The sequence below is a fragment of the Pseudomonas aeruginosa genome (genome assembly GCF_001457615.1).
In the GTDB taxonomy this organism is placed as follows: Bacteria; Pseudomonadota; Gammaproteobacteria; order Pseudomonadales; family Pseudomonadaceae; genus Pseudomonas; species Pseudomonas aeruginosa.
In genome coordinates this window covers 651,759-670,815 of sequence record NZ_LN831024.1, presented here as the reverse complement: position 1 = coordinate 670,815, position 19,057 = coordinate 651,759, and the positions used below count along the sequence as shown (strand labels likewise).

Here is a 19,057-nt window from a genome sequence, read left to right as displayed (position 1 = left end):
CGCTCCTTAGGCGACATCCAGAACTTCGGTGAGCCACTGATCGGTCACCTCGACACGGAAATTGGGGTTCTCGGCAGGCGGCACATCGGTGAAGCGGATGTTCCAGTACACCTTGCCCTGGGCCAGCTGGCTGGCGCTGTTCAGGTCCGGGTCGGCATAGACCTCGAAGTTGATCACCGCTCCCTGGTTCTTCAGATCGCGCATGAAGGCGCGCAGGCCCTCGGTGACATCCTTCACGTAGGTCTTGGTGATACCGCGGTCCACCGCCCACTTGTGCCCGGCGAGGATCGCATCCATTACCAGGTCCATGGTCCGAACACGGGTGACGAAAGCCCACTTGCTGTCGCTGGACAAGGTGCGGTTGCCCCACAGGCGATAGCCATCGTCGCGAATGATCGTCGCGATATTGGCGTTGTTGAGCAGGTTGGCGCGACAGGTCTCATCGCCGTCGAGGAACTCCACCGGACGGCTGGTGCCGGTGACGCCCTTGATCTCCTTGTTCGACGGCGAGGACCAGAAGCCGTACTCGGCGTCGGTCCAGGCGAACAGGCCGGCGGCGTAGGCCGAAGCCGGGGCGTTGCGCGCGGCATTGGTGGCGCTGTCCCAAACCTGAACGCCCGGGTCGACCATGAACAGGCGCTTGCTGCCGAAGTTCTTGGCGTAGGCGACGGCCGCCTCGTCGGTGCTATTGGGACCATCGAGAATGGCGATGGCCCGCAGTTTCTCGGCCAGCCCGTCCATGGCGGTGGCCACCGCTTGCTGGGCCGAATGACCCGGCGCAACTAGTAGACGTGGCTGGGCATTGAAGCGGCTCTTGCCGTCGAGCAAAGCCTGCAGCCCGGTGCGCTCGCCGGCGGCACTGATACCACCTATGACGGCGCTGGCCTGGGCCTCGGGAGTCTCCGCGGCTTCCACGCCCACCGCCACGATCACGGCCTGGGCACGGTTATAGATGGCCTCGCAGGCCAGGTAGATAGACGAGCCGATGCCGAACGCCGCGGCGGCGTCCTTCTTGCTGGTGAGCAGCACCGGAACGTTGGGCTTGGCGCTTGCCTGCGCCCCCGGCGTGAACACATCGCAGAGGCCGATGACGGAGCTGGCCGGCAGCGCGATGGTGCGCGCACCGATATCGACGTTGGTTACCGTAACGCCGTGGAAGAAACTCATAGGTAGATCTCCATTAATGAAAAACCCCGCACGAGGCGGGGTTCAGGGGGTGATGAGCGATTGGAGCCAGGCAGGCGGCTCGGGCCTTGCGTTCAGGTCGGGAAACTCCGCGGCAATAGGCCAGTCGCGAAGAACGGCGCGATAGAGAGTTAGCTCACGAAGCTGCTCCTGGCTCAGAGTCGTAGTTTTTCCCAGGTCCTGCTCGTCACGATGCCGAGCGAGAGGCCCGTCGGTGAGCTGTAACTGCCGGTCGCGCCAGATGCGTTCCCGTTGGACCAGAATGTCCTTGGCCGGAGCCGGCGGATCGACGCAGATAGGGCGACCGGTGTGGTCCGTGACAATTCGTTTCCCTTCGCTCTGCGCACGAAGAAGAGCCTGGTACTCGGCGTCTTCGAGAGGATGCATTTCATCCTCCAGAGGCATGCGGGACCCATGAATTTCCTTCGAATAAAAGCCGCCCGTGGCGGCATGGAAAAAAATCATTTTCACCTCAATAGCCGATGGCCATCACTCTGATGCCATAGTTTTGAGCCAGTCCGTAGTACTCGGAGGAAACGATCACACATCCCGTGTTGCTGACGCTGACATCGGCGACCGTAACGGTCGACGCGGACGTCGCTGGTCGCCCCACCTCCTTGACAGTCGGTACGACATGCAGACAGGCGCTAGGGAACGCGATCGGGAACGTCAAGGTACGATCGATTATTCCACCGGGATGATCTCCTACGTTCACCTGCATCCACTGGACGATCAGACCGGTATCGTTGTCCTTCCACCAACCATTGAGCGCCCGGCTCGCCGTGGCCGGCACTCCGGCACCAATGTTGTTGCGTGCTCCGGCCGCTGTATTGGCGCCAAGGCCACCACGAGCGAGAGGCAAGATGCCGGAGGTGATCTGGCTGGTATCGTGGTTATGCCCTGAGGGCGGGAAAGTTGCCGGCTTACCCGGCAAAGCCGCCCAGGTAAATCCCGCCTTTGGCAGGTAGCTGGCCGGATCGAAGTTTCCATCGTCCCAGTTCTGCCGCCACGGACGCCAAGAGCCCGCATAGCAGCAGCGCGAATATGTGCTTCCGTTGAGTGTTACGTAGGTCTGATAGATATGGTCTGCATGTGCGCGGTAGACAATCAGCAAACCGGCCAGCCCCACGGGATAGTTAGCTCCACCCGCCGCCCATTCCGATGTCGATTGCAACCACCATCCGGAATTGACGAAGCTGTTTATATTGACGCCATTTCCAATGGATCCGTCAGTCGTCTTCGTGAAGGAACCTCCAATGTCGCAACGCTGCCAGGGCAACCACTCCCGGATGCTAGGGTTGGCCGCGTAGGACACCCGTACATACATCTCGGATGTAGCGTTGTAGCTCGTTGCAATCTGCGAAGCATTGCCGTTCTGATCCGGATAGAACATCGACTGGATGTAGAAGTATCGTCCGGCAACAGGTCCGTTCGCATGATTGGTCAGCATCAACGGCACGGTCGCGGTGTTCGGATCGCTACTGTTCGAGACAGCAGTAGCCAACCCGCGCGCGAATACCGGCAAACGCTGCTCGGCCAGCACCCCGCTGACCAGCTTCGAAGCATCCAGCCCGGGAATGTCCGTCGCCGCCAGCGCCATTCCAGCAGTCACCCTTCCCTTCGTATCCACGGTCACCTTCGGATAGCTGCCCGCCGCCACACCGGTAGCGGAAAGACTCAGCGGCGCAGAAACATTGGCACTGCCGTCGAAGGTCACCGACCAGGAGGCATCGCCACTGGCTGCCAGGCTACGCGGTGCGGCCAGCCTGCTGGATGACACGGCGTTGCCATCGACTCGCAGCGCATCGGTAATGCCATAGCCGGCCAGGGTGGTGGCCTTGTTCGCTTTCTGCGCCAGTTTTCCATCGGTATCGGCCTTGGTATAGGCATCTCCGATCGCATAGCCGGCCAGGGTGGTCGGATTGCTGCCCTGGGTGACCACCCCGTTGGCGTTCACCGTGACCGAACGATAGCTGCCCGCCGTCACGCCGGAAGGCGCCAGACCAATGCTGCGGTCGGCAGAAAGATCGCCCCCACCGACCAAGCCATTGCCAGCCAGAATCTTGCGGCCCTTGAAATCGGCAGCGACCTTTTCCTTCACCCAGTCCTGAGTGGCGTAGATGATGCCGTTGTCGATCAGCAGCTGGACATTCTCCAGGCCGGAGAGCGCGATGTTCACCCGAATGGTCTGGGTCCGCGCACTGCCACTTTCCATTGCAGCCTTGTAGCTGGGCGGGCAGTTGGATACCGCGACGAACTTGCCGTCGGCATCCTGCAGGCCGATCTCGCGGATCCAGAAGCCACCTACCTCAACTGGCAGCACCACCTCGGCAACCAAGGTATTGGCGTTCTTGTCGGAAACGAACAGCCGATTCAGCTGAGCCCGATGGCGTTGGTTGATCAGGCTCTTCTGCGCCGCAGAAGGCAATGGATCCGGCGTGTCGCCCGGCGCACCGCCGGCATCGCCGATCAGCATATGAGTCGGCTGCCATTTCTTGCCTGCTGCACTGGCCGCAGCCAGCGCAGCGGCACCTATGTCGGTGAGCAGGCCACCGTATTTCGGAGTATTGGTCGTCATGTCACTGTTTCCAGGGGAAGATTTCCAGGGTGTCGCCGTCGGTCACGGCCAGTCCGTGACGGGACCGGATTACCGGGGTAATGCGCAGGTCCAGCCGGGTCAGGTGTCTGCTCACCGGGCGGACGTCATCGAGCAAGCGCTCCAGCTCCAGTACGGTGCCTTCGTCGATGCCACGGTCGCTGACGTCCACGGTGATCTCGAAGGTCCCCGGCACGCCAAGCGGGCTTCGCTGCCACCATTCGGTGACCTCGCTCAGCGCACCGATCGGCTCGACCACTTGGCGCAACGCGGTCAGCGTGCCTTTGCGCTGGTGCAGGACGAAGGACGTCGCTACCGCATTGCGCTTGGCCTCGTCGCTCCAGTCCGGGTCCCAGCGGTCCACCGAGCGCGTCCAGGCCAGGTAGGGCAACAAGGCCGCCTCACAGCGTGCCGGATCGTGAAGCTCACGAAGCGGCACCGGCAGTTCGGCAGGCAATACATCACCCAGAGAGCGTTCCAGAGAACTCCTGTTTGGCGGCAGCAGTCGGCTACTCATCGACGCCTCCCAAGGTGATCGCGTACCCCGTGCAATAGGCCGCCTGGGTTTCATCCAGGACCACGTCGGCCGCAGGCTCCTGCAGTTCGACGCGCTGCACGCCTTCGACATGCAGGGTGGCGAACAGGGCCGAACGCCGGATGTCGCGGCCCAGGCGGCGCTGGGCGGAAATGTAGTCGCGCAGCGAAGCCTCGGCGGCGGCACGGATCAGCTCGGCCTCGGGACCGGGAAACAGGTAGAGCTGCGCCTTGACCTGATAGGGAACGATGCCTGCCGAGCGCACCGTTACCCGATCCGCGACAGGACGCACGTCCTCCGCGTTCAGCGCCAGGCGCACTGCCTGCAACACCGCTTCCGGTGCCTGCCCGTTGCCTTCCACCCCGAGCACGCTGATCAGCACTTCGCAGGGCGCCGGACTGGTCGCAGAGGCATCCGCCACCCTTCCATCCGCGCCCAGCGCATGGGCTATATAGGCGTTCCGCGGTCCTGCGACGGACAGCTGCTCGAACGCGAGCTGGATGCGATTGCGCAGCGACTTGTCGCTCTCGTATTGCGCCTCCACCGGCGGTACCGCCTCGGGCTGAGCGGGCCTGATCAGCAAACGCTGCACATTGAAGCCGGCACCGATCTGGTCGAGATCGGCACCGCTGGCGTATGCCAGCATCACCGCCCGCGCCGCATCGTTGATCCGCGCCCGCAGCAGCAGTTCTCGATAGGCCGCCAGTTGCAGAAGCTTGAGAACCGGATCGGACTCCACCTCCGCTGTCCATTCGCCAGCCATGGCTTCGCGGAAGTCGCCCAACAGCTCTTGGTAAATCGTCTCGAAATCGAGGTTTTCGATAACCTCTGGCTCCGGCAACTGGGAAAGATCGATGATCACGCCGAGACCTCCATATTGATGTTCTCGCCCTCGAACACGCCGCTCAGGAGCAGATCCACGCGGCCATCGACGACCGCGACGACTCGCACGGCAGACAATCCGATGCGCGGTTCCCAGCGCCCCAGGGAACGGGCTACCTCGGCCTGCACGGCGCTTTTCCAGCCTTCGCTCACCGGCATGTCGACCATCCGCCGCAGCTTGCTGCCGTACTCGGGGCGCATGCGCCTGCTGCCCAACGGGGTGGTCAGGATGTCCTCGACGGACTGTTTAAGATGAGCCAGGCCGGACAGGGGTAGCCCGCTACGGCGATCCATCCCGATCATCGCCCTGCCCTCCCGCTCCGGCAGAGACAGGCCGCGCCTGGCTCCGAATGGCTGTGAGTGTTGCCCATGGCGAACTCCGCAAACGAAAAGGCCCGCTCGCGCGGGCCGGTTGAATGTTCGACGGACCGCCCTTCGGCAGCCCCGTCGTATGTTCAATGGGTGTGGTGGTTGCTGTTGCCGGCGGTGTCGATGATCGAGCCGCCGCCGAGGATGTCTCCGCTGACCGTCAGTGTCCCGGCGATCTCCACCGGTCCTTCCAGGCTGATCTTCGGCGCCTTGAGACTGACCGCCCCGTCGCTGACCCGCACCTCGCTGGCGCCGACCCTCACTTCCACGGTGCCGCTGGGCAGCTCGACGCGGTAGCGATGCGCAGCCCAGTCGTAACTCAACGAGGCGCCGTCGTCGAAACGCCAGGTCTCACTGCTGGCGCTGTTGTCCGGCGCCGTGCCCGCATCGCCGTACAGACCGGGAATAAAGGTGCCCATTGACACTCCGCCCGACGGGCTGAGCAGTACCCCCTGTTCGCCTATGCTCGGCGCACGCCAGTGGCGAACCTTGCCGGCTGCCAGGGAGTGCCAGCGCAGCCAGCCGCTGGTCCAGTCGCCGGAGCGCACCCGTACCCGCGCCGCTGCCAGGTCCACGGCGACCACCACGCAGGGCAGGATCATCGCGGCGAGCATGCGGTCATGCTCCGCACTGACATAGCTCATGCCAACGCCTCCGGAGCGAAGTAGTCCGGCTCATGGCCGGGGCCGGTCTGCGGGTCGAAGCCCAGCATCAGGCTGCCGGGCGGCTGGTCCTCCCAGGCCCACTCCGGGTCTCCGAGACGCAGCGACTGCGTCCACTCGACCAGCCAGACACGCAGGCTCTTCAGCTCCTCGCGACTGCCGTCGACGGCCGAGCGTACGAAGCGCGCCGGCTGCAGAGACAGGTTCCAGGTCTGCTCGCGCAATGTCCGAACGATTCCGCAAGCAATGGATACCGCCTGGCGATCGGCACCAGGCGGCACCATTATCCGCGCCTGCAGGCGGCACAGCAGGGCACTCTCGCCGGTACCGGGATCGCGCTCGGGCAGTAGCTCGGCTATTTCCAGGGAAACCGCCGGGGTATTTTCCGGCACGCCTGGCCAGAAGCCGATCAACTGCGCCTCCGGCAGACGCTCACGCAGTACCTGCTCGATGGCCGCGTACAGAGCCTCGAGCGTAACAGCCTGTTCAGGCATGGTTGACTCCTTCGATCAGTTTCAATGCGGGCCACGGTCGTCCGACTGTTCCTCGGGCAGCTCGCAAACCCCCAGGCGCCGGGCGGCCCAGCGTTCGTAGAGACCGACTGCGATCTCCGCGCCGGCCGCGGCGGTCAGGCTGCCCAGCGCCGCGGCGAACAGCAGCGCGGCGCCGCAAGCCAATGCCAGCAGCATCACCGCCACGCCGCAGACAATCGACGCGCCGGAGCGCAGCGCCAGGCGCCGCAACAAGGCCCAGCCGCCGAGACCGGCCTTGTCGGCACGCCACATCTCGCCGCTGACGCCGCCCAGCGCGGCGAGCAGGATCAGTACCCAGAGCGGCATTTCCGTCAGTGTCTGCGGTTCGTTGCCCATGGGTCCCTCCTTGGCAGGCAGCGCCGGGCACGTCCGCACGAACGTTTTCCCGGGCAATAAAAAACCCGGCGCCAGGGCCGGGTTCCGGTGCTTCACGAGTGCCTCCCTGGGGACGCACCTTTACAAGAATGACTACTTTTTACCGCCCGATTCCCAGCCCGGCAATGCCTTCTCGACAATCCACTGCAATAGGAGGGAGACGCACCACGATATGAGGGTGATATACCGCCCTGGGAACCTTCGCCAGGCATCCGGGCAAGCGCGTACCCACTTCCGATATGGAAAAGCCCGGCATCGACTGACGAAAAGGACGGCTCCGCCAGCCCGAACCCGCCTCTAGCGTGCAGGGTCCGCTGCTGTGCATGGGGCTCGCCGCCTCCATGGGCGACAGGCATAAAAAAACCGGCTCGAAGGCCGGTTGGAAAATTCCAGGGGGGACACGGTATCCGGTCCAGGAACTCAGGCCACCCGCCGCAGCAGGCCGTCCTGGATACCCTGGTGCGCCACATGCAGGCGCAGATAGAAGGTGTTGCGGCTGCAACCGCAGTGGCGGTACTTCTGCTCGGGGAAGCTGTCGCGATTGAGATAGTGCTCCACCACCACGTTCTTCAGTTCCTCGGGTAGGCGATTTACCAGGCGATCGACCTCCGCCACACGGTCGAGGATCACCCGGCTGCCACGGTGGCCGCGGACCACCTCGCCCTTGCTGGCGATCAGCATGGCGATCAGGTTGCCGCCGGCGTAGCCGCCTCCGTTGCTGCCTGGCGCGTGCATTTCCTCGGCCCAGAGCTTGAGCATTTCATCGATGGCTTTGATCACGGTCGTGTCTCCTTTCACTGCCCGCGAGGGCTCGGCATGAGGTCGGTTCAACGGCGCTCGTGGCGGTCCTGGCAGTCGATGCAGCGACTGCAGCCCGGTGCCGCCCGGCGGCGCGCCTGGGGAATGGGCTCGCCGCAGTCCTCGCAGTCTTCCGCGGACTCGCGGATGGCCAGCGCCGGGCGCGCCGCCAGGAGGCCGTCGAGGCGAGCCAGGACCAGTTCGTTGGCGTGATCGGCAAGGTCAGCCATGGAAAGCCTCCCTGGCGTGCCCGACGCCCGACGGCCGAATGGATGGAACATGACAGATGCGCGGCGCCGGTTCGGCGACCTGCGTTCCTCTGCGCGGAAATGGCGAGTGCGTATCTCGCGACATGGCAATGACTCCCTGTACGACGCCGCCGTACCTGAAGCAGGTCGGCGACAGAATGAATGAGCGGGACGGAGCGTCTGCATGGACGGCGCTCCGGCCCTCCAGGTGCCGGAGCGCTTTCCCATGGCCCCGGCACCCAAGCAGTCGGCACCTGCATCGTCGGTCGCCGACAACCGGGTGCGTCCCTGCACCCATGTGAAATCTCTGAAAGGCGGGTGGGAAGTTGTGGAACCCACCCCTTCCGCTTTCTGACGGAAGAGAAATTACAACCAAAGCTATTTATCGTCAACACCTAGGCTCTTTACAGAAAATCCATCGATCTGTAGATTGCCGAGCATGGACAAGAGCACCCAGATCCCGCCCGACAGCTTCGCCGCTCGCCTCAAGCAGGCCATGGCGATGCGCAACCTGAAGCAGGAAACCCTCGCCGAAGCGGCAGGGGTTTCGCAGAACACCATTCACAAGCTGACCTCGGGCAAGGCCCAGAGCACCCGCAAGCTGATCGAGATCGCGGCGGCCCTGGGCGTCTCGCCGGTCTGGCTGCAGACCGGCGAAGGCGCTCCAGCCGCGCGCAGTGCCGTGTCCGTGGCCGATGGCAGCCCATTGGTGCTGGAACCGCTGCATCCGTGGGACAGCGACACACCGCTGGACGAAGACGAAGTGGAACTGCCGCTGTACAAGGAAGTGGAGATGTCCGCCGGCGCCGGACGCACTGCGGTACGCGAGATAGAGGGGCGCAAGCTGCGTTTTTCCTATGCCACGCTGCGAGCCTCGGGCGTCGATCCGTCGGCGGCGATCTGCGCCCAACTCACCGGCAACAGCATGGAACCGCTGATCATGGATGGCTCCACCATCGGCGTGGACACCGCCACCACCCATATCACCGATGGCGAGATCTACGCCCTCGAACATGACGGCATGCTGCGGGTGAAGTTCGTCTATCGCCTGCCCGGCGGCGGCATTCGCCTGCGCAGCTTCAACCGCGAGGAATATCCGGACGAGGAGTACTCGCCGGAGGACATGCGCAGCCGCCAGATCAGCATGATCGGTTGGGTCTTCTGGTGGTCCACCGTACGCCACCGGCGCGGCCCGTCCCTGGTGCGGTGAGCGCCTGGCGCTCGCCCGCTCTACAACTTCAGCTATTGAACAAGAAAACAACCTGAGCTATATTTCCCTCAACGACGTGTAGCCGCAGGAGGGAATACCATGCAGCCATCCATCGCCCCTAGCACTCCGATTCCACGCCAGGAAACCGTGGAATTGGTCTACCGCATCTTCGGCGACGTCCTGGTGCCGCTGGAGCAGGTCCGCGAACGCTGGTTTCGCAACCTGAACAAGGAAAACTTCAGCAAGGCCCTGGCATGCGGGCGGATCGCCCTGCCGGTGACGACCCTCGACGATAGCCACAAGGCCATGCAGTTCGTGGCCCTCGATCACCTCGCCGCCTACGTCGACCAGCGCGCGAACCAAGCCGGAGGCGCCCGTCGAGCACCGCCAGGCGCGGACAGCATCGCCCCCTGAGCGGCCCGCCGTCGCCTACATCGCGGGAGCGACACCATGCTCCGCCCGGCGGATATCGCACCGCGATATTCGCCCTACGAAAGCGGTGCCGCGTAGGGCGAAGCCAATGCGTGGGTCCAGCCGGGCACAAAAAAGGCGGATGACGCAAACGCCATCCGCCTTCTTTTCTTCCGCCTCGCGCCGTCTTATTCGACGCTCTGCTCGGCCAGCGCCACGGCGCGGAACATCGCCCGGCGCTTGTTGATGGTTTCTTCCCACTCCAGCGCGGGCACCGAGTCGGCAACGATACCGCCGCCGGCCTGCACGTGGAGTTCACCGTTCTTGATCACCGCGGTGCGGATGGCAATGGCGGTGTCCATGTTGCCGTTCCATGCCAGGTAGCCGACCGCGCCGCCGTAGACTCCACGCTTGACCGGCTCCAGCTCGTCGATGATCTCCATGGCGCGGATCTTCGGCGCGCCGGATAGAGTGCCCGCCGGCAGAATCGCCCGCAGCGCGTCCATCGCGCTGAGCCCCTCGCGCAATTGCCCGGTGACGTTGGACACGATGTGCATGACGTTGGAGTAACGTTCGATCACCATTTTTTCGGTGACCTTCACCGCGCCGATATCGGACACCCGCCCCACGTCGTTGCGCCCCAGGTCGATCAGCATCAGGTGCTCGGCGATCTCCTTGGCGTCCGACAGCAGATCCTGCTCCAGTGCCAGGTCGGCCTCTTCGTTGATCCCGCGCGGACGGGTACCGGCGATCGGGCGCACCGTCACCAGGCCATCCTCGACCCGTACCAGCACCTCCGGCGAGCTGCCCACGACATGGAAGTCGCCGAAGTTGAAGAAGTACATGTAGGGCGTCGGATTGAAACAGCGCAGCGCGCGGTACAGGTCGATGGGCGCCGCCTTGAATTCGATGGACATGCGCTGCGACGGCACCACCTGCATGCAGTCGCCGGCCAGGATGTAGTCCTTGATCCTTCCTACCGCGTTTTCATAGTCCTCGCGGGTGAAGCTGGCACGAAACGCCGGCTCACGACCCTGGGCCGCCTCGAGGTCGAGGCCGCGACGCGGGGTGATCGGCTGGCGTAGACGCTCCAGCAGCTCCTCCAGACGTGCCTGGCCGCGCTCGTAGGCATTTTCCTCGGAGGGATCGGCGAGGACGATGGCGTGGATCTTCCCGGCCAGGTTGTCGAATACCACTACGGCATCGGACACCATCAACAGGATATCCGGGTTGCCCAGCGGGTCCGGGTTCGGACAGGTGGCCAGGCGTTTTTCCACGTAGCGCACGCAGTCGTAACCGAAGTAGCCGACCAGGCCTCCATCGAAACGTGGCAAGCCGGGCACGGTGGGCACCTGGTAGCGCGCCTTGAACTCCTCGACGAAAGCCAGCGGGTCGGCGCAATCGAAGCGCTCGGTTTCCATGCCATCGATGCTGATCCGTACTTGATGGTCGTAGACCCGCAGCACCGTGCGGCACGGCAGGCCGATGATCGAATAGCGCCCCCATTTCTCGCCGCCCTGCACCGACTCCAGCAGGTAGGAGTTCGGCGCGTCGGCCAGCTTCAGGTAGATCGACAGCGGCGTGTCGAAGTCGGCAAGGGTCTCGAAGGACAGCGGGATGCGGTTGTAGCCATCGGCGGCCAGCCGCAGGAATTCTTCGCGATTCATGATCAGCCTCATCGGAGGAGAGAACGGTCAACAGGGTGCAAACGCGCGCCGGCTATCCGGCGGAGGATGATGTCAGGCGCGCCAGCGCCAACGCGCCAGGGCCTTGATGACCTTCATCCAGAGTTTGCTGACCGCCACGGCTTGATCTCGCTGGTCGGAGGGGGAAAGGGAGTCGTCCGGCAACACTATCTCAGCGGCCTGGTCGGCGCAAGGCAGCAGGTCGCGCAGGTTGTCGATGACCAGGGTGGGCGCTTCCTCGGCGATCGGCCGGCCGTGGTTGTAGCCATAGGTCAGCGCCGCGCAGCGCACGCCGGCAGCTTTGGCGGCGAGCACGTCGTTGCGCGAGTCACCGACGAACAACGCATCTTCGGGCTCGATGCCGGCCATCTTCATCACGAACAGCAGCGCCGCCGGGTCGGGCTTCTGCTGCGGCAGGGTGTCGCCGCCGATGATCCAGCGAAAATAGCGACCCAGCTTCATCTCATCCAGCAGCGGAGCGACGAAGCGCTCCGGCTTGTTGGTGATCAGCGCCATTTCCACGCCGTTGCGCTTGAGCCACTTGAGGGTGTCGACGACGCCGGGGTAGACCTCGGTGAGCGCATGACTGTCGGCATAGGCCTCCATGAACAACGCCAGCGCGGCTTCGGTTTCCTCCTCACCGATGCCGTCGTGCTCGATGCTTCCGGCCAGGGCGCGACGCACCAGGACGCGTGCGCCGTTACCGATCCACTGGCGGACCTTCTCGATGCCCGCCGGCGGCCGCCCGAGGCTGGCGAGCATGCTGTCGACCGCGGCGGTGAGGTCGGGAACGGAATCGACCAGCGTGCCATCCAGGTCGAACATCACCAGACGCGGCAGGCGCGTGGCGAAGAACGGCTCCGCAGCGCTCATTACTGGTGCGCCTGGGCCAGTTCGGCATGCATGGCGCGGATGACCTCGGCGTAGTCCGGGGCGTTGAAGATGGCCGAGCCGGCGACGAAGGTATCGGCGCCCGCCGCGGCGATCTCACGGATGTTCTTGACGTTGACGCCGCCATCGATCTCCAGGCGGATCTCGCGACCGGAGGCATCGATCAGGGCGCGTGCCTCGCGCAACTTGTCGAGGGTACCGGGGATGAATTTCTGCCCGCCGAAGCCGGGGTTGACGCTCATCAGCAGGACCATGTCGACCTTGTCCATCACGTACTTCAGCACCTCCAGCGGAGTGGCCGGGTTGAACACCAGGCCTGCCTTGCACCCGCCGTCGCGGATCAGTTGCAGGGAACGGTCGATGTGCTGGGAAGCTTCCGGATGGAAGGTGATGTAGGTGGCGCCAGCTTCGATGAAGTCGCCGATGATGCGATCCACCGGGGACACCATCAGGTGCACGTCGATCGGCGCGCTCACGCCGTACTTGCGCAGCGCCGAGCAGACCATCGGGCCGATGGTCAGGTTCGGCACGTAGTGGTTGTCCATCACGTCGAAGTGAACGATGTCGGCACCGGCGGCGAGCACCTTGTCCACGTCCTCGCCCAGGCGGGCGAAATCGGCGGAAAGGATCGACGGAGCGATGGCGAAGGGTTGCATGGCGCACCTCAAAGGGGATCACGGAAGGCGCGCATTGTAGCCGTTATCGGTTTTTGGCGGTGAAAATGACGACTTTTCGCCGCAGCAGCCGACGCCCGGACCAAGCCGGGCGCGCCCTGCGCCTCAGCCGCCGGGTTGTGCGGTACGCATCTTCTCGCTGCGCCCGCGCAGCCATTCCAGGGTCAGCAACAGCAGTACGGAGAAACCGATCAGCAAGGTCGCCGCGGCGGCAATGGTGGGGCTCAGGTTCTCGCGAATGCCGCTGAACATCTGCCGCGGCAGGGTGGCCTGCTCGGGACCGGCGAGGAAGAGGGTCACTACCACTTCGTCGAACGAGGTGGCGAAGGCGAACAGCGCGCCGGAAATCACTCCCGGAGCGATCAGCGGCAGGGTCACCCGGAAGAAGGTGGTCAGCGGCGGCGCGCCGAGGCTGGCGGCGGCGCGCACCAGATTGTAGTTGAACCCCTGCAGGGTCGCGGAGACGGTGATGATCACGAACGGCACGCCGAGCACCGCATGCACCACGATCAGCGACAGGTAGCTGTTGCCGAGCCCCAGCGGAGCGAAGAACAGGTAGCTGGCCACGCCGATGATCACCACCGGCACCACCATCGGCGAAATCATCAGGCTCATCACCAGTGCCTTGCCGCGGAACTCGCCGCGGGTCAGGCCGATCGCTGCCAGAGTGCCGAAGACCATTGCCAGCAGGGTCGCCGCCGGAGCGACGATCATGCTGTTGGTCAACGAGCGCATCCACTCGGCGGACTGGAAGAAGTCGGCGTACCAGCGCAGGGAGAACCCTTGCAGCGGGTAGACCAGGAAAGTGCCGGAGTTGAACGACAGCGGCACGATGACCAGCACCGGCAGTACCAGGAACAGCAGTACCAGGCCGCAGAGGATGCGCAGGGAGTAGAACCACAGGCGCTCGACCGGGGACATGTAGGGACTCAGCATGACTCGCTCTCCAATGTGTTTCGTGCGGATCCCCCTCTCCCCGCCCTCCGGGCAACCTTTTTTCCGAAGGCAGAGGGGAATCGGTTGGCCTTCTCGGAAGGCCCTCTATCCCAGGCGCAGGCGGCTGGCGCCCACCAGCCAGCTGTAGACGACGTAGAGCACCAGGGTAGCGAGCAGCAGCAGGCCGCCGAGGGCGGTGGCCATGCCCCAGTTGATGGTGCTGTTGGTATAGAAGGCGACGAAGTAGCTGACCATCTGGTCGTTCGGGCTGCCCAGCAGCGCCGGGGTGATGTAGTAGCCGATGGACAGGATGAACACCAGCAGGCAACCGGCGCCGACGCCCGCGACGGTCTGTGGGAAATACACCCGCCAGAAGCTGGCGAACGGGTGGCAGCCGAGGGAAATCGCGGCGCGCATGTAGCTCGGCGAAATGCCCTTCATCACGCTGTAGATCGGCAGGATCATGAACGGCAGCATGATGTGCACCATCGCGATGTATACGCCGGTGCGGTTGAACACCAGTTGCAGCGGCTGGTCGATCAGGCCGAGCTTGAGCAGCGCGCCGTTGATCAGGCCACCCGATTGCAGCAGGACGATCCAGGCAGCGACACGTACCAGGATCGAGGTCCAGAACGGCAGCAGGACCAGGATCATCAGCAGGTTGCTCTTGCGCGTCGGCAGGTTGGCCAGCAGGTAGGCCAGCGGGTAGGCCAGCAGCAGGCAGATGACGGTGATCACCGCACCCATCCAGAAGGTGCGGGCGAAGATGTCCAGGTAGATGGCCTGGTCCGGGGTGGCGCGCGCCACTTCGCCGAGATCGTCGATCCGGTGGTCGAGGGCTGCGAGCAGGTAATAGGGCGTATAGCTGCTGGCGTTGCGGCGGATCACCTGCCAGTAGGCGGGGTCGCCCCAGCGCTCGTCGAGCTGCTCCATGGCGTCCTTGTAGGAAGCGGGCTCCTCCTTGAACGGCAGCTTGCGCGCGGTCTTCGCCATCAGGCTGCGATAACCGGCCAGCTCCATGTTCAGGCGCTTGGAGAGATCGCCGATGGTCTGGTTGCGACGAGCCTCGGCGAGATCCTGGCTGAGCGCCTTGTAGACGGCGTCGGCCGGCAGCGACTTGCCGTCCCAGGCGGAGATGGCCTCTACCGTCAGCGGCAACGAGCGAACCACTTCCGGGTTGGACACGCTCTTGTAGAGCAGCGCGGCGATCGGCACCAGGAAGGTCAGGACCAGGAAGGCCAGCAGGGGCAGGATCAGCGCCAGGGACTTCAGGCGGTTCATCCGCTCGGCGCGCGCCAGGCGTTGCTTGAGGGTGCTGCCGGCGGCCTGGGACATGGGCACAGCTGTGGCCATAGCGAACTCCGGAAAAAAAGCGGGCCGTCGGGAGCGGCCCTGGAAAGTGTGGAACGGTAGGAGGAGCCGCCGCGCGGCGGCCCCTCCGGCCCTCACTGGAGGGTCAGGCGAGGATTACCTGGCCGCCCAGGCGTTGAAGCGCTGTTCCAGTTGTTCGCCGTAGTCGGCCCAGAAGGTCACGTCCATTGCCACCTGGTTCTGGATGTTTTCCGGAGTGGTCGGCATGTCCTTCAGCAGGGCCTTGTCCAGCAGCGGCACCGCCTGCTTGTTGGCCGGACCGTAGGCGATGTTTTCCGAGTAAGTCTTCTGCTGCTGGGGCTGCACCGAGAAGGCGATGAACTTCAGGGTCTCTTCCCGTTTCTTCGCCCCCTTCGGGATGGCCCAGGCGTCGAAATCGTAGATGCCGCCGTTCCATACCACCTTCAGGTTGCTTTCCTTCTGCACCGCGGCGATCCGACCGTTGTAGGCAGAACTCATCACCACATCGCCGGAAGCCAGGTACTGCGGCGGCTGGGCGCCCGCCTCCCACCACTGGATGCTCGACTTGATCTCGTCGAGCTTCTTGAAGGCACGATCCTGGCCTTCCTTGGTGGCGAGCACGCCGTAGACGTCCTTCGGCGCCACGCCATCGGCCATCAGGGCGAATTCGAGGGTGTACTTGGCGCCCTTGCGCAGGCCGCGCTTGCCGGGGAATTTCTTGATGTCCCAGAAGTCCGCCCAACTGGTCGGCGCGCTTTTCAGCTTGTCGGCGTTGTAGGCGAGCACCGTGGACCAGACGAAGAAACCCACGCCGCACGGTTGGATGGCGCCGGGCACGAAGTCCTCGGTCTTGCCGAACTGCGCCGGGTCGAGTTCCTCGAACAGGCCTTCGTCGCAGCCGCGCGACAGCTCCGGCGACTCCACTTCCACCAGGTCCCAGGACACGCTGTTGGTATCGACCATGGCCTTGACCTTGGCCATCTCGCCGTTGTATTCGCCGGCGACGATCCTGTTGCCGGTGGCTTTCTGGTAGGGCTCGTAGAACGCCTTGATCTGGGCGCTCTTGTTGGCCCCGCCGAAGGACACCACGGTCAGGTCCACCGCCATGGCCTGGGCCGCGCAGGCCAGGCCGGCCGCCAGGGTGGCGAACTTCAGGCTGGCCGCTTTCAGGGATTTCGACATTATTGTTCTCTCCACAGTGCAGGGTTGCTTCGGTACGGTTCGGGACTGCCGGCGCTCACGCCGCCGGCAGAGGGTCGAGCGCCCTCACATGCTCGACCTGCCAGCCCAGCGGAACCACATCACCGACGCTCAGCGTCGGGTCCAGCTCGGCGATCGGCTGCTTGACGAAGAAGTCGTCGCGGCCGCAGACCTCCAGGCGCACACGCACGTGGTCGCCCAGGTAGACGAATTCGGCCACGCGGCCGGAGAAACGGTTGACGCAAGACTCGCTGGCACCGTTCAGGCGCACCCGCTCGGGGCGGATCGACAAGGTTACCGGCTCGCCCGGCTGGCCGACGTTGACCGCCAGCGCCTCGACCTTCTCGCCGCGCGGCAGTCCGACCACGCAGCGCTCGCCGTCGCAACTGAGAAGCTGCCCGGATAGACGGTTGTTCTCACCGATGAAGTTGGCCACGAAGGTGTTGCGCGGCTGCTCGTAGAGATTGCGCGGCGGCTCGATCTGCTGGATTTCGCCCTGGTGGAACACCGCCACCCGGTCGGACATGGTCAGCGCCTCGCCCTGGTCGTGGGTGACGTAGACCACGGTGACACCGAGGCGCTGGTGCAGATGCTTGATTTCCATCTGCATGTGCTCGCGAAGTTGCTTGTCCAGCGCTCCCAGGGGCTCGTCCATCAGCACCAGTTGCGGCTCGAAGACCAGCGCGCGGGCCAGCGCCACGCGCTGCTGCTGGCCACCGGAAAGCTGCGCCGGATAACGCCCGGCGAAGGCGTCGAGCTGGACCATCGACAACGCGCGCTTGACCCTTTCCTTCACGTCGGTCTTGCTCATGCCACGGACGCTGAGGGGAAAGGCCAGGTTCTCGGCCACGGTCATGTGCGGGAACAGCGCATAGTTCTGGAACACCATGCCGATGTCGCGCTTGTGCGGAGGGACATTGTTGATCGAGCGACCGGCCAGGAGGATTTCGCCGGCGGTGGGGGTTTCGAAACCGGCCAGCATCATCAGGCTGGTGGTCTTGCCGGACCCGGAGGGGCCGAGCAGGGTGAGGAATTCGCCCTTGCGAATGTCCAGGTTGAGATCCTTCACGATGAGGGTCTCGCCGTCGTAGCTTTTCTGCACGCCACGGAAGCTGACCAGCACATCGCCGCCTTGAGTCTCGGCCATAACCGCACCTTTGTTCGTTTTATGGATGCTGTGCGAACAGCCTAGAGAACCCGGCGCAGGACGCAAATCGGCCGGCAAGAGAGTTTTCTATCAGGGGAAAGGAAAGCTCTTTGTAGGAATCGCCCTACAAAAAAGATGCCCCCCGGAATGGGCCAGACCGCTCTGGGAAGGAGCTTTCGAGAAGAGCAAAGGTTTGCGCGCCAGCGCTCTCCGGCTGGCGCGCAACGGCCTCCTCAGCGCTTGGCCCAGTTCTGGAAACGCTGCTCCAGGGCCTCGCCGTGCTCCGCCCAGAAGGCCACGTTCATACCCACCGCGTTCTGCATGTTCTGCGGCGCGGTCGGCAGGTTGGCAGCCACTTGCGGATCGAGCAGGCCTACCGCCTTGCGGTTGGCCGGGCCGTAGGCGATGTTCTCGGCGAAAGCCTTCTGCTGCTCCGGCTGGCTGGCGAAACGGATGAACTCCTCGGCCAACTGCTTCTTCCAAACCCCGACCGGCAGCGCCCAGAAGTCGAAATCGTAGACGCCGCCGCTCCAGACCATTGCCAGGCGCTGCTTCTCGGCCTGCGCCGCGGCGATCCGCCCGTTGTAGGCCGAACTCATCACCACCGTGCCATCGGCCAGGTCGTGCACAGGGTCCTGCCCGGACTTCCACCAATGGATATAGGGCTTCAGCTCGTCGAGCTTGCGGAATGCCCGCTCGACGCCGGCGGGCGTCGCCAGCGTCTGGTAGACGTCCTTCGGCGCCACGCCATCGGCCATCAGGGCGAACTCCAGGCTGTACTTGGCGCCCCAGCGCAGGCCGCGCTTGCCGGGAAACTTCTTCACGTCCCAGAAATCCGCCCAGCCCTGCGGGCTGCCCGCAACCTTGCCGGGGTTGTAGGCAAGCAGCGTGGTCCAGACGAAGATGCCGACTCCGCAGGGCTGCACCGCGCCGGGAACGAAATCCGCGGGATCGCCGACCTTCGCCATGTCCAGCTTCTCGAACAGACCTTCCTCGCAACCGCGCGCCAGCTCCGGCGCCTCGACTTCCACCACGTCCCAGGAGACGTGGCTGATCTCCACCATGCGCTTGAGCTTGGCCAGGTCGCCATTGTAGGAGCCATGCACCACGCGATTGCCGGTGGCGCTCTTGAAGGGTTTGTAGAACGCGGTTTCCTGGGCTTCCTTGTTGGCGCCGCCGAAGGAAATCACGGTCACGTATTCCGCCCAGGCGGGCGCGGTAACTCCGAGAAGGGCGCACAACAGGCCCGTCCTCATGGCTGGCAACATCGTTTCTTCTCCTTATCGTGTTGGCCGGCAAGCATCATTCCCTGCCGCGCGGAAGCCAGGTAGACAGCAGATCGCGAAAACCGGACCTGGCGCACAAGCCGCGAGCAAAACCTGGGCGAA

21 protein-coding genes are annotated in these 19,057 nt (G+C 64.3%); 2 read left to right on the top strand and 19 right to left on the bottom strand.

What is annotated here, in order from left to right; genetic code table 11:
• Positions 1–6: 6 nt before the first annotated feature.
• From AT700_RS03115 to AT700_RS03065, 11 genes are all read right to left on the bottom strand, one after another.
• Positions 7–1,167: a phage tail sheath family protein gene (locus tag AT700_RS03115; protein WP_003121848.1), complete on the bottom strand. Its 1,161-nt coding sequence runs from the start codon at positions 1,165–1,167 to the stop codon at positions 7–9.
• Between the two features lie 42 nt (positions 1,168–1,209).
• Complete coding sequence (locus AT700_RS03110) at positions 1,210–1,650, bottom strand: hypothetical protein (RefSeq protein ID WP_016852415.1); 441 nt, start codon at positions 1,648–1,650, stop codon at positions 1,210–1,212.
• A 7-nt stretch (positions 1,651–1,657) separates the two neighbouring features.
• A complete protein-coding gene (locus AT700_RS03105; protein ID WP_003161927.1) occupies positions 1,658–3,763 on the bottom strand; it encodes a phage tail protein in 2,106 nt (701 codons plus the stop codon).
• Between the two features lies 1 nt (position 3,764).
• Positions 3,765–4,298, bottom strand: coding sequence for a phage tail protein I (locus AT700_RS03100; RefSeq protein ID WP_034041833.1), 534 nt, complete (start codon positions 4,296–4,298; stop codon positions 3,765–3,767).
• Complete coding sequence (locus tag AT700_RS03095; RefSeq protein WP_003085151.1) at positions 4,291–5,178, bottom strand: baseplate assembly protein; 888 nt, start codon at positions 5,176–5,178, stop codon at positions 4,291–4,293. Before AT700_RS03095 ends, AT700_RS03100 begins: the two co-directional genes overlap by 8 nt.
• Complete coding sequence (locus AT700_RS03090; protein WP_003113199.1) at positions 5,175–5,501, bottom strand: GPW/gp25 family protein; 327 nt, start codon at positions 5,499–5,501, stop codon at positions 5,175–5,177. Before AT700_RS03090 ends, AT700_RS03095 begins: the two co-directional genes overlap by 4 nt.
• Before the next feature lie 152 nt (positions 5,502–5,653).
• The gene (locus AT700_RS03085; RefSeq protein ID WP_003085141.1) at positions 5,654–6,211 is read right to left on the bottom strand and encodes a phage baseplate assembly protein V; all 558 of its coding nucleotides are present in this window, start codon (positions 6,209–6,211) and stop codon (positions 5,654–5,656) included.
• A complete protein-coding gene (locus AT700_RS03080; protein WP_003113200.1) occupies positions 6,208–6,723 on the bottom strand; it encodes a hypothetical protein in 516 nt (171 codons plus the stop codon). Before AT700_RS03080 ends, AT700_RS03085 begins: the two co-directional genes overlap by 4 nt.
• 21 nt (positions 6,724–6,744) lie before the next feature.
• Positions 6,745–7,098 (bottom strand): phage holin family protein, encoded by a 354-nt coding sequence (locus AT700_RS03075; protein ID WP_003101619.1) that lies wholly within the window; start codon positions 7,096–7,098, stop codon positions 6,745–6,747.
• Positions 7,099–7,557: 459 nt separating this feature from the next.
• Positions 7,558–7,917, bottom strand: a complete 360-nt coding sequence (locus AT700_RS03070) for a hypothetical protein (RefSeq protein ID WP_003118907.1) — start codon at positions 7,915–7,917, stop codon at positions 7,558–7,560.
• 47 nt (positions 7,918–7,964) lie between these two features.
• Positions 7,965–8,165 (bottom strand): TraR/DksA C4-type zinc finger protein, encoded by a 201-nt coding sequence (locus AT700_RS03065; RefSeq protein ID WP_003085132.1) that lies wholly within the window; start codon positions 8,163–8,165, stop codon positions 7,965–7,967.
• A gap of 457 nt (positions 8,166–8,622) precedes the next feature.
• Between AT700_RS03065 and prtR the strand changes: the two genes are divergently transcribed.
• Both prtR and prtN read left to right on the top strand, forming a co-directional pair.
• Positions 8,623–9,393: a transcriptional regulator PrtR gene (gene prtR / locus AT700_RS03060; protein ID WP_003113202.1), complete on the top strand. Its 771-nt coding sequence runs from the start codon at positions 8,623–8,625 to the stop codon at positions 9,391–9,393.
• Positions 9,394–9,492: 99 nt separating this feature from the next.
• The gene (gene prtN / locus AT700_RS03055) at positions 9,493–9,807 is read left to right on the top strand and encodes a pyocin genes transcriptional regulator PrtN (protein WP_003118905.1); all 315 of its coding nucleotides are present in this window, start codon (positions 9,493–9,495) and stop codon (positions 9,805–9,807) included.
• Positions 9,808–9,992: 185 nt separating this feature from the next.
• Here prtN and trpE read toward each other — a convergent pair whose 3' ends face one another.
• The 8 genes from trpE to AT700_RS03015 form a co-directional block, all read right to left on the bottom strand.
• Complete coding sequence (trpE, locus tag AT700_RS03050; RefSeq protein WP_003085126.1) at positions 9,993–11,471, bottom strand: anthranilate synthase component I; 1,479 nt, start codon at positions 11,469–11,471, stop codon at positions 9,993–9,995.
• A gap of 72 nt (positions 11,472–11,543) precedes the next feature.
• Entirely contained in the window at positions 11,544–12,362 is an 819-nt protein-coding gene (locus AT700_RS03045; protein WP_003099532.1) for a phosphoglycolate phosphatase, read from the bottom strand.
• The gene (rpe, locus tag AT700_RS03040) at positions 12,362–13,036 is read right to left on the bottom strand and encodes a ribulose-phosphate 3-epimerase (protein WP_003085122.1); all 675 of its coding nucleotides are present in this window, start codon (positions 13,034–13,036) and stop codon (positions 12,362–12,364) included. The genes AT700_RS03045 and rpe overlap by 1 nt, the downstream gene beginning before the upstream one ends.
• 123 nt (positions 13,037–13,159) lie before the next feature.
• Positions 13,160–13,990 carry an ABC transporter permease gene (locus tag AT700_RS03035; protein WP_003099535.1) on the bottom strand — a complete coding sequence of 277 codons (831 nt, stop codon included), beginning with the start codon at positions 13,988–13,990 and terminating at the stop codon, positions 13,160–13,162.
• 105 nt (positions 13,991–14,095) lie between these two features.
• Positions 14,096–15,343, bottom strand: a complete 1,248-nt coding sequence (locus AT700_RS03030; RefSeq protein WP_048520738.1) for an ABC transporter permease — start codon at positions 15,341–15,343, stop codon at positions 14,096–14,098.
• Between the two features lie 114 nt (positions 15,344–15,457).
• Positions 15,458–16,504, bottom strand: coding sequence for an ABC transporter substrate-binding protein (locus AT700_RS03025; protein WP_003099539.1), 1,047 nt, complete (start codon positions 16,502–16,504; stop codon positions 15,458–15,460).
• 55 nt (positions 16,505–16,559) lie between these two features.
• Positions 16,560–17,669 (bottom strand): ABC transporter ATP-binding protein, encoded by a 1,110-nt coding sequence (locus tag AT700_RS03020; RefSeq protein ID WP_003085109.1) that lies wholly within the window; start codon positions 17,667–17,669, stop codon positions 16,560–16,562.
• A 233-nt stretch (positions 17,670–17,902) separates the two neighbouring features.
• Positions 17,903–18,937 (bottom strand): polyamine ABC transporter substrate-binding protein, encoded by a 1,035-nt coding sequence (locus tag AT700_RS03015; protein WP_048520737.1) that lies wholly within the window; start codon positions 18,935–18,937, stop codon positions 17,903–17,905.
• Between the last annotated feature and the right edge of the window lie 120 nt (positions 18,938–19,057).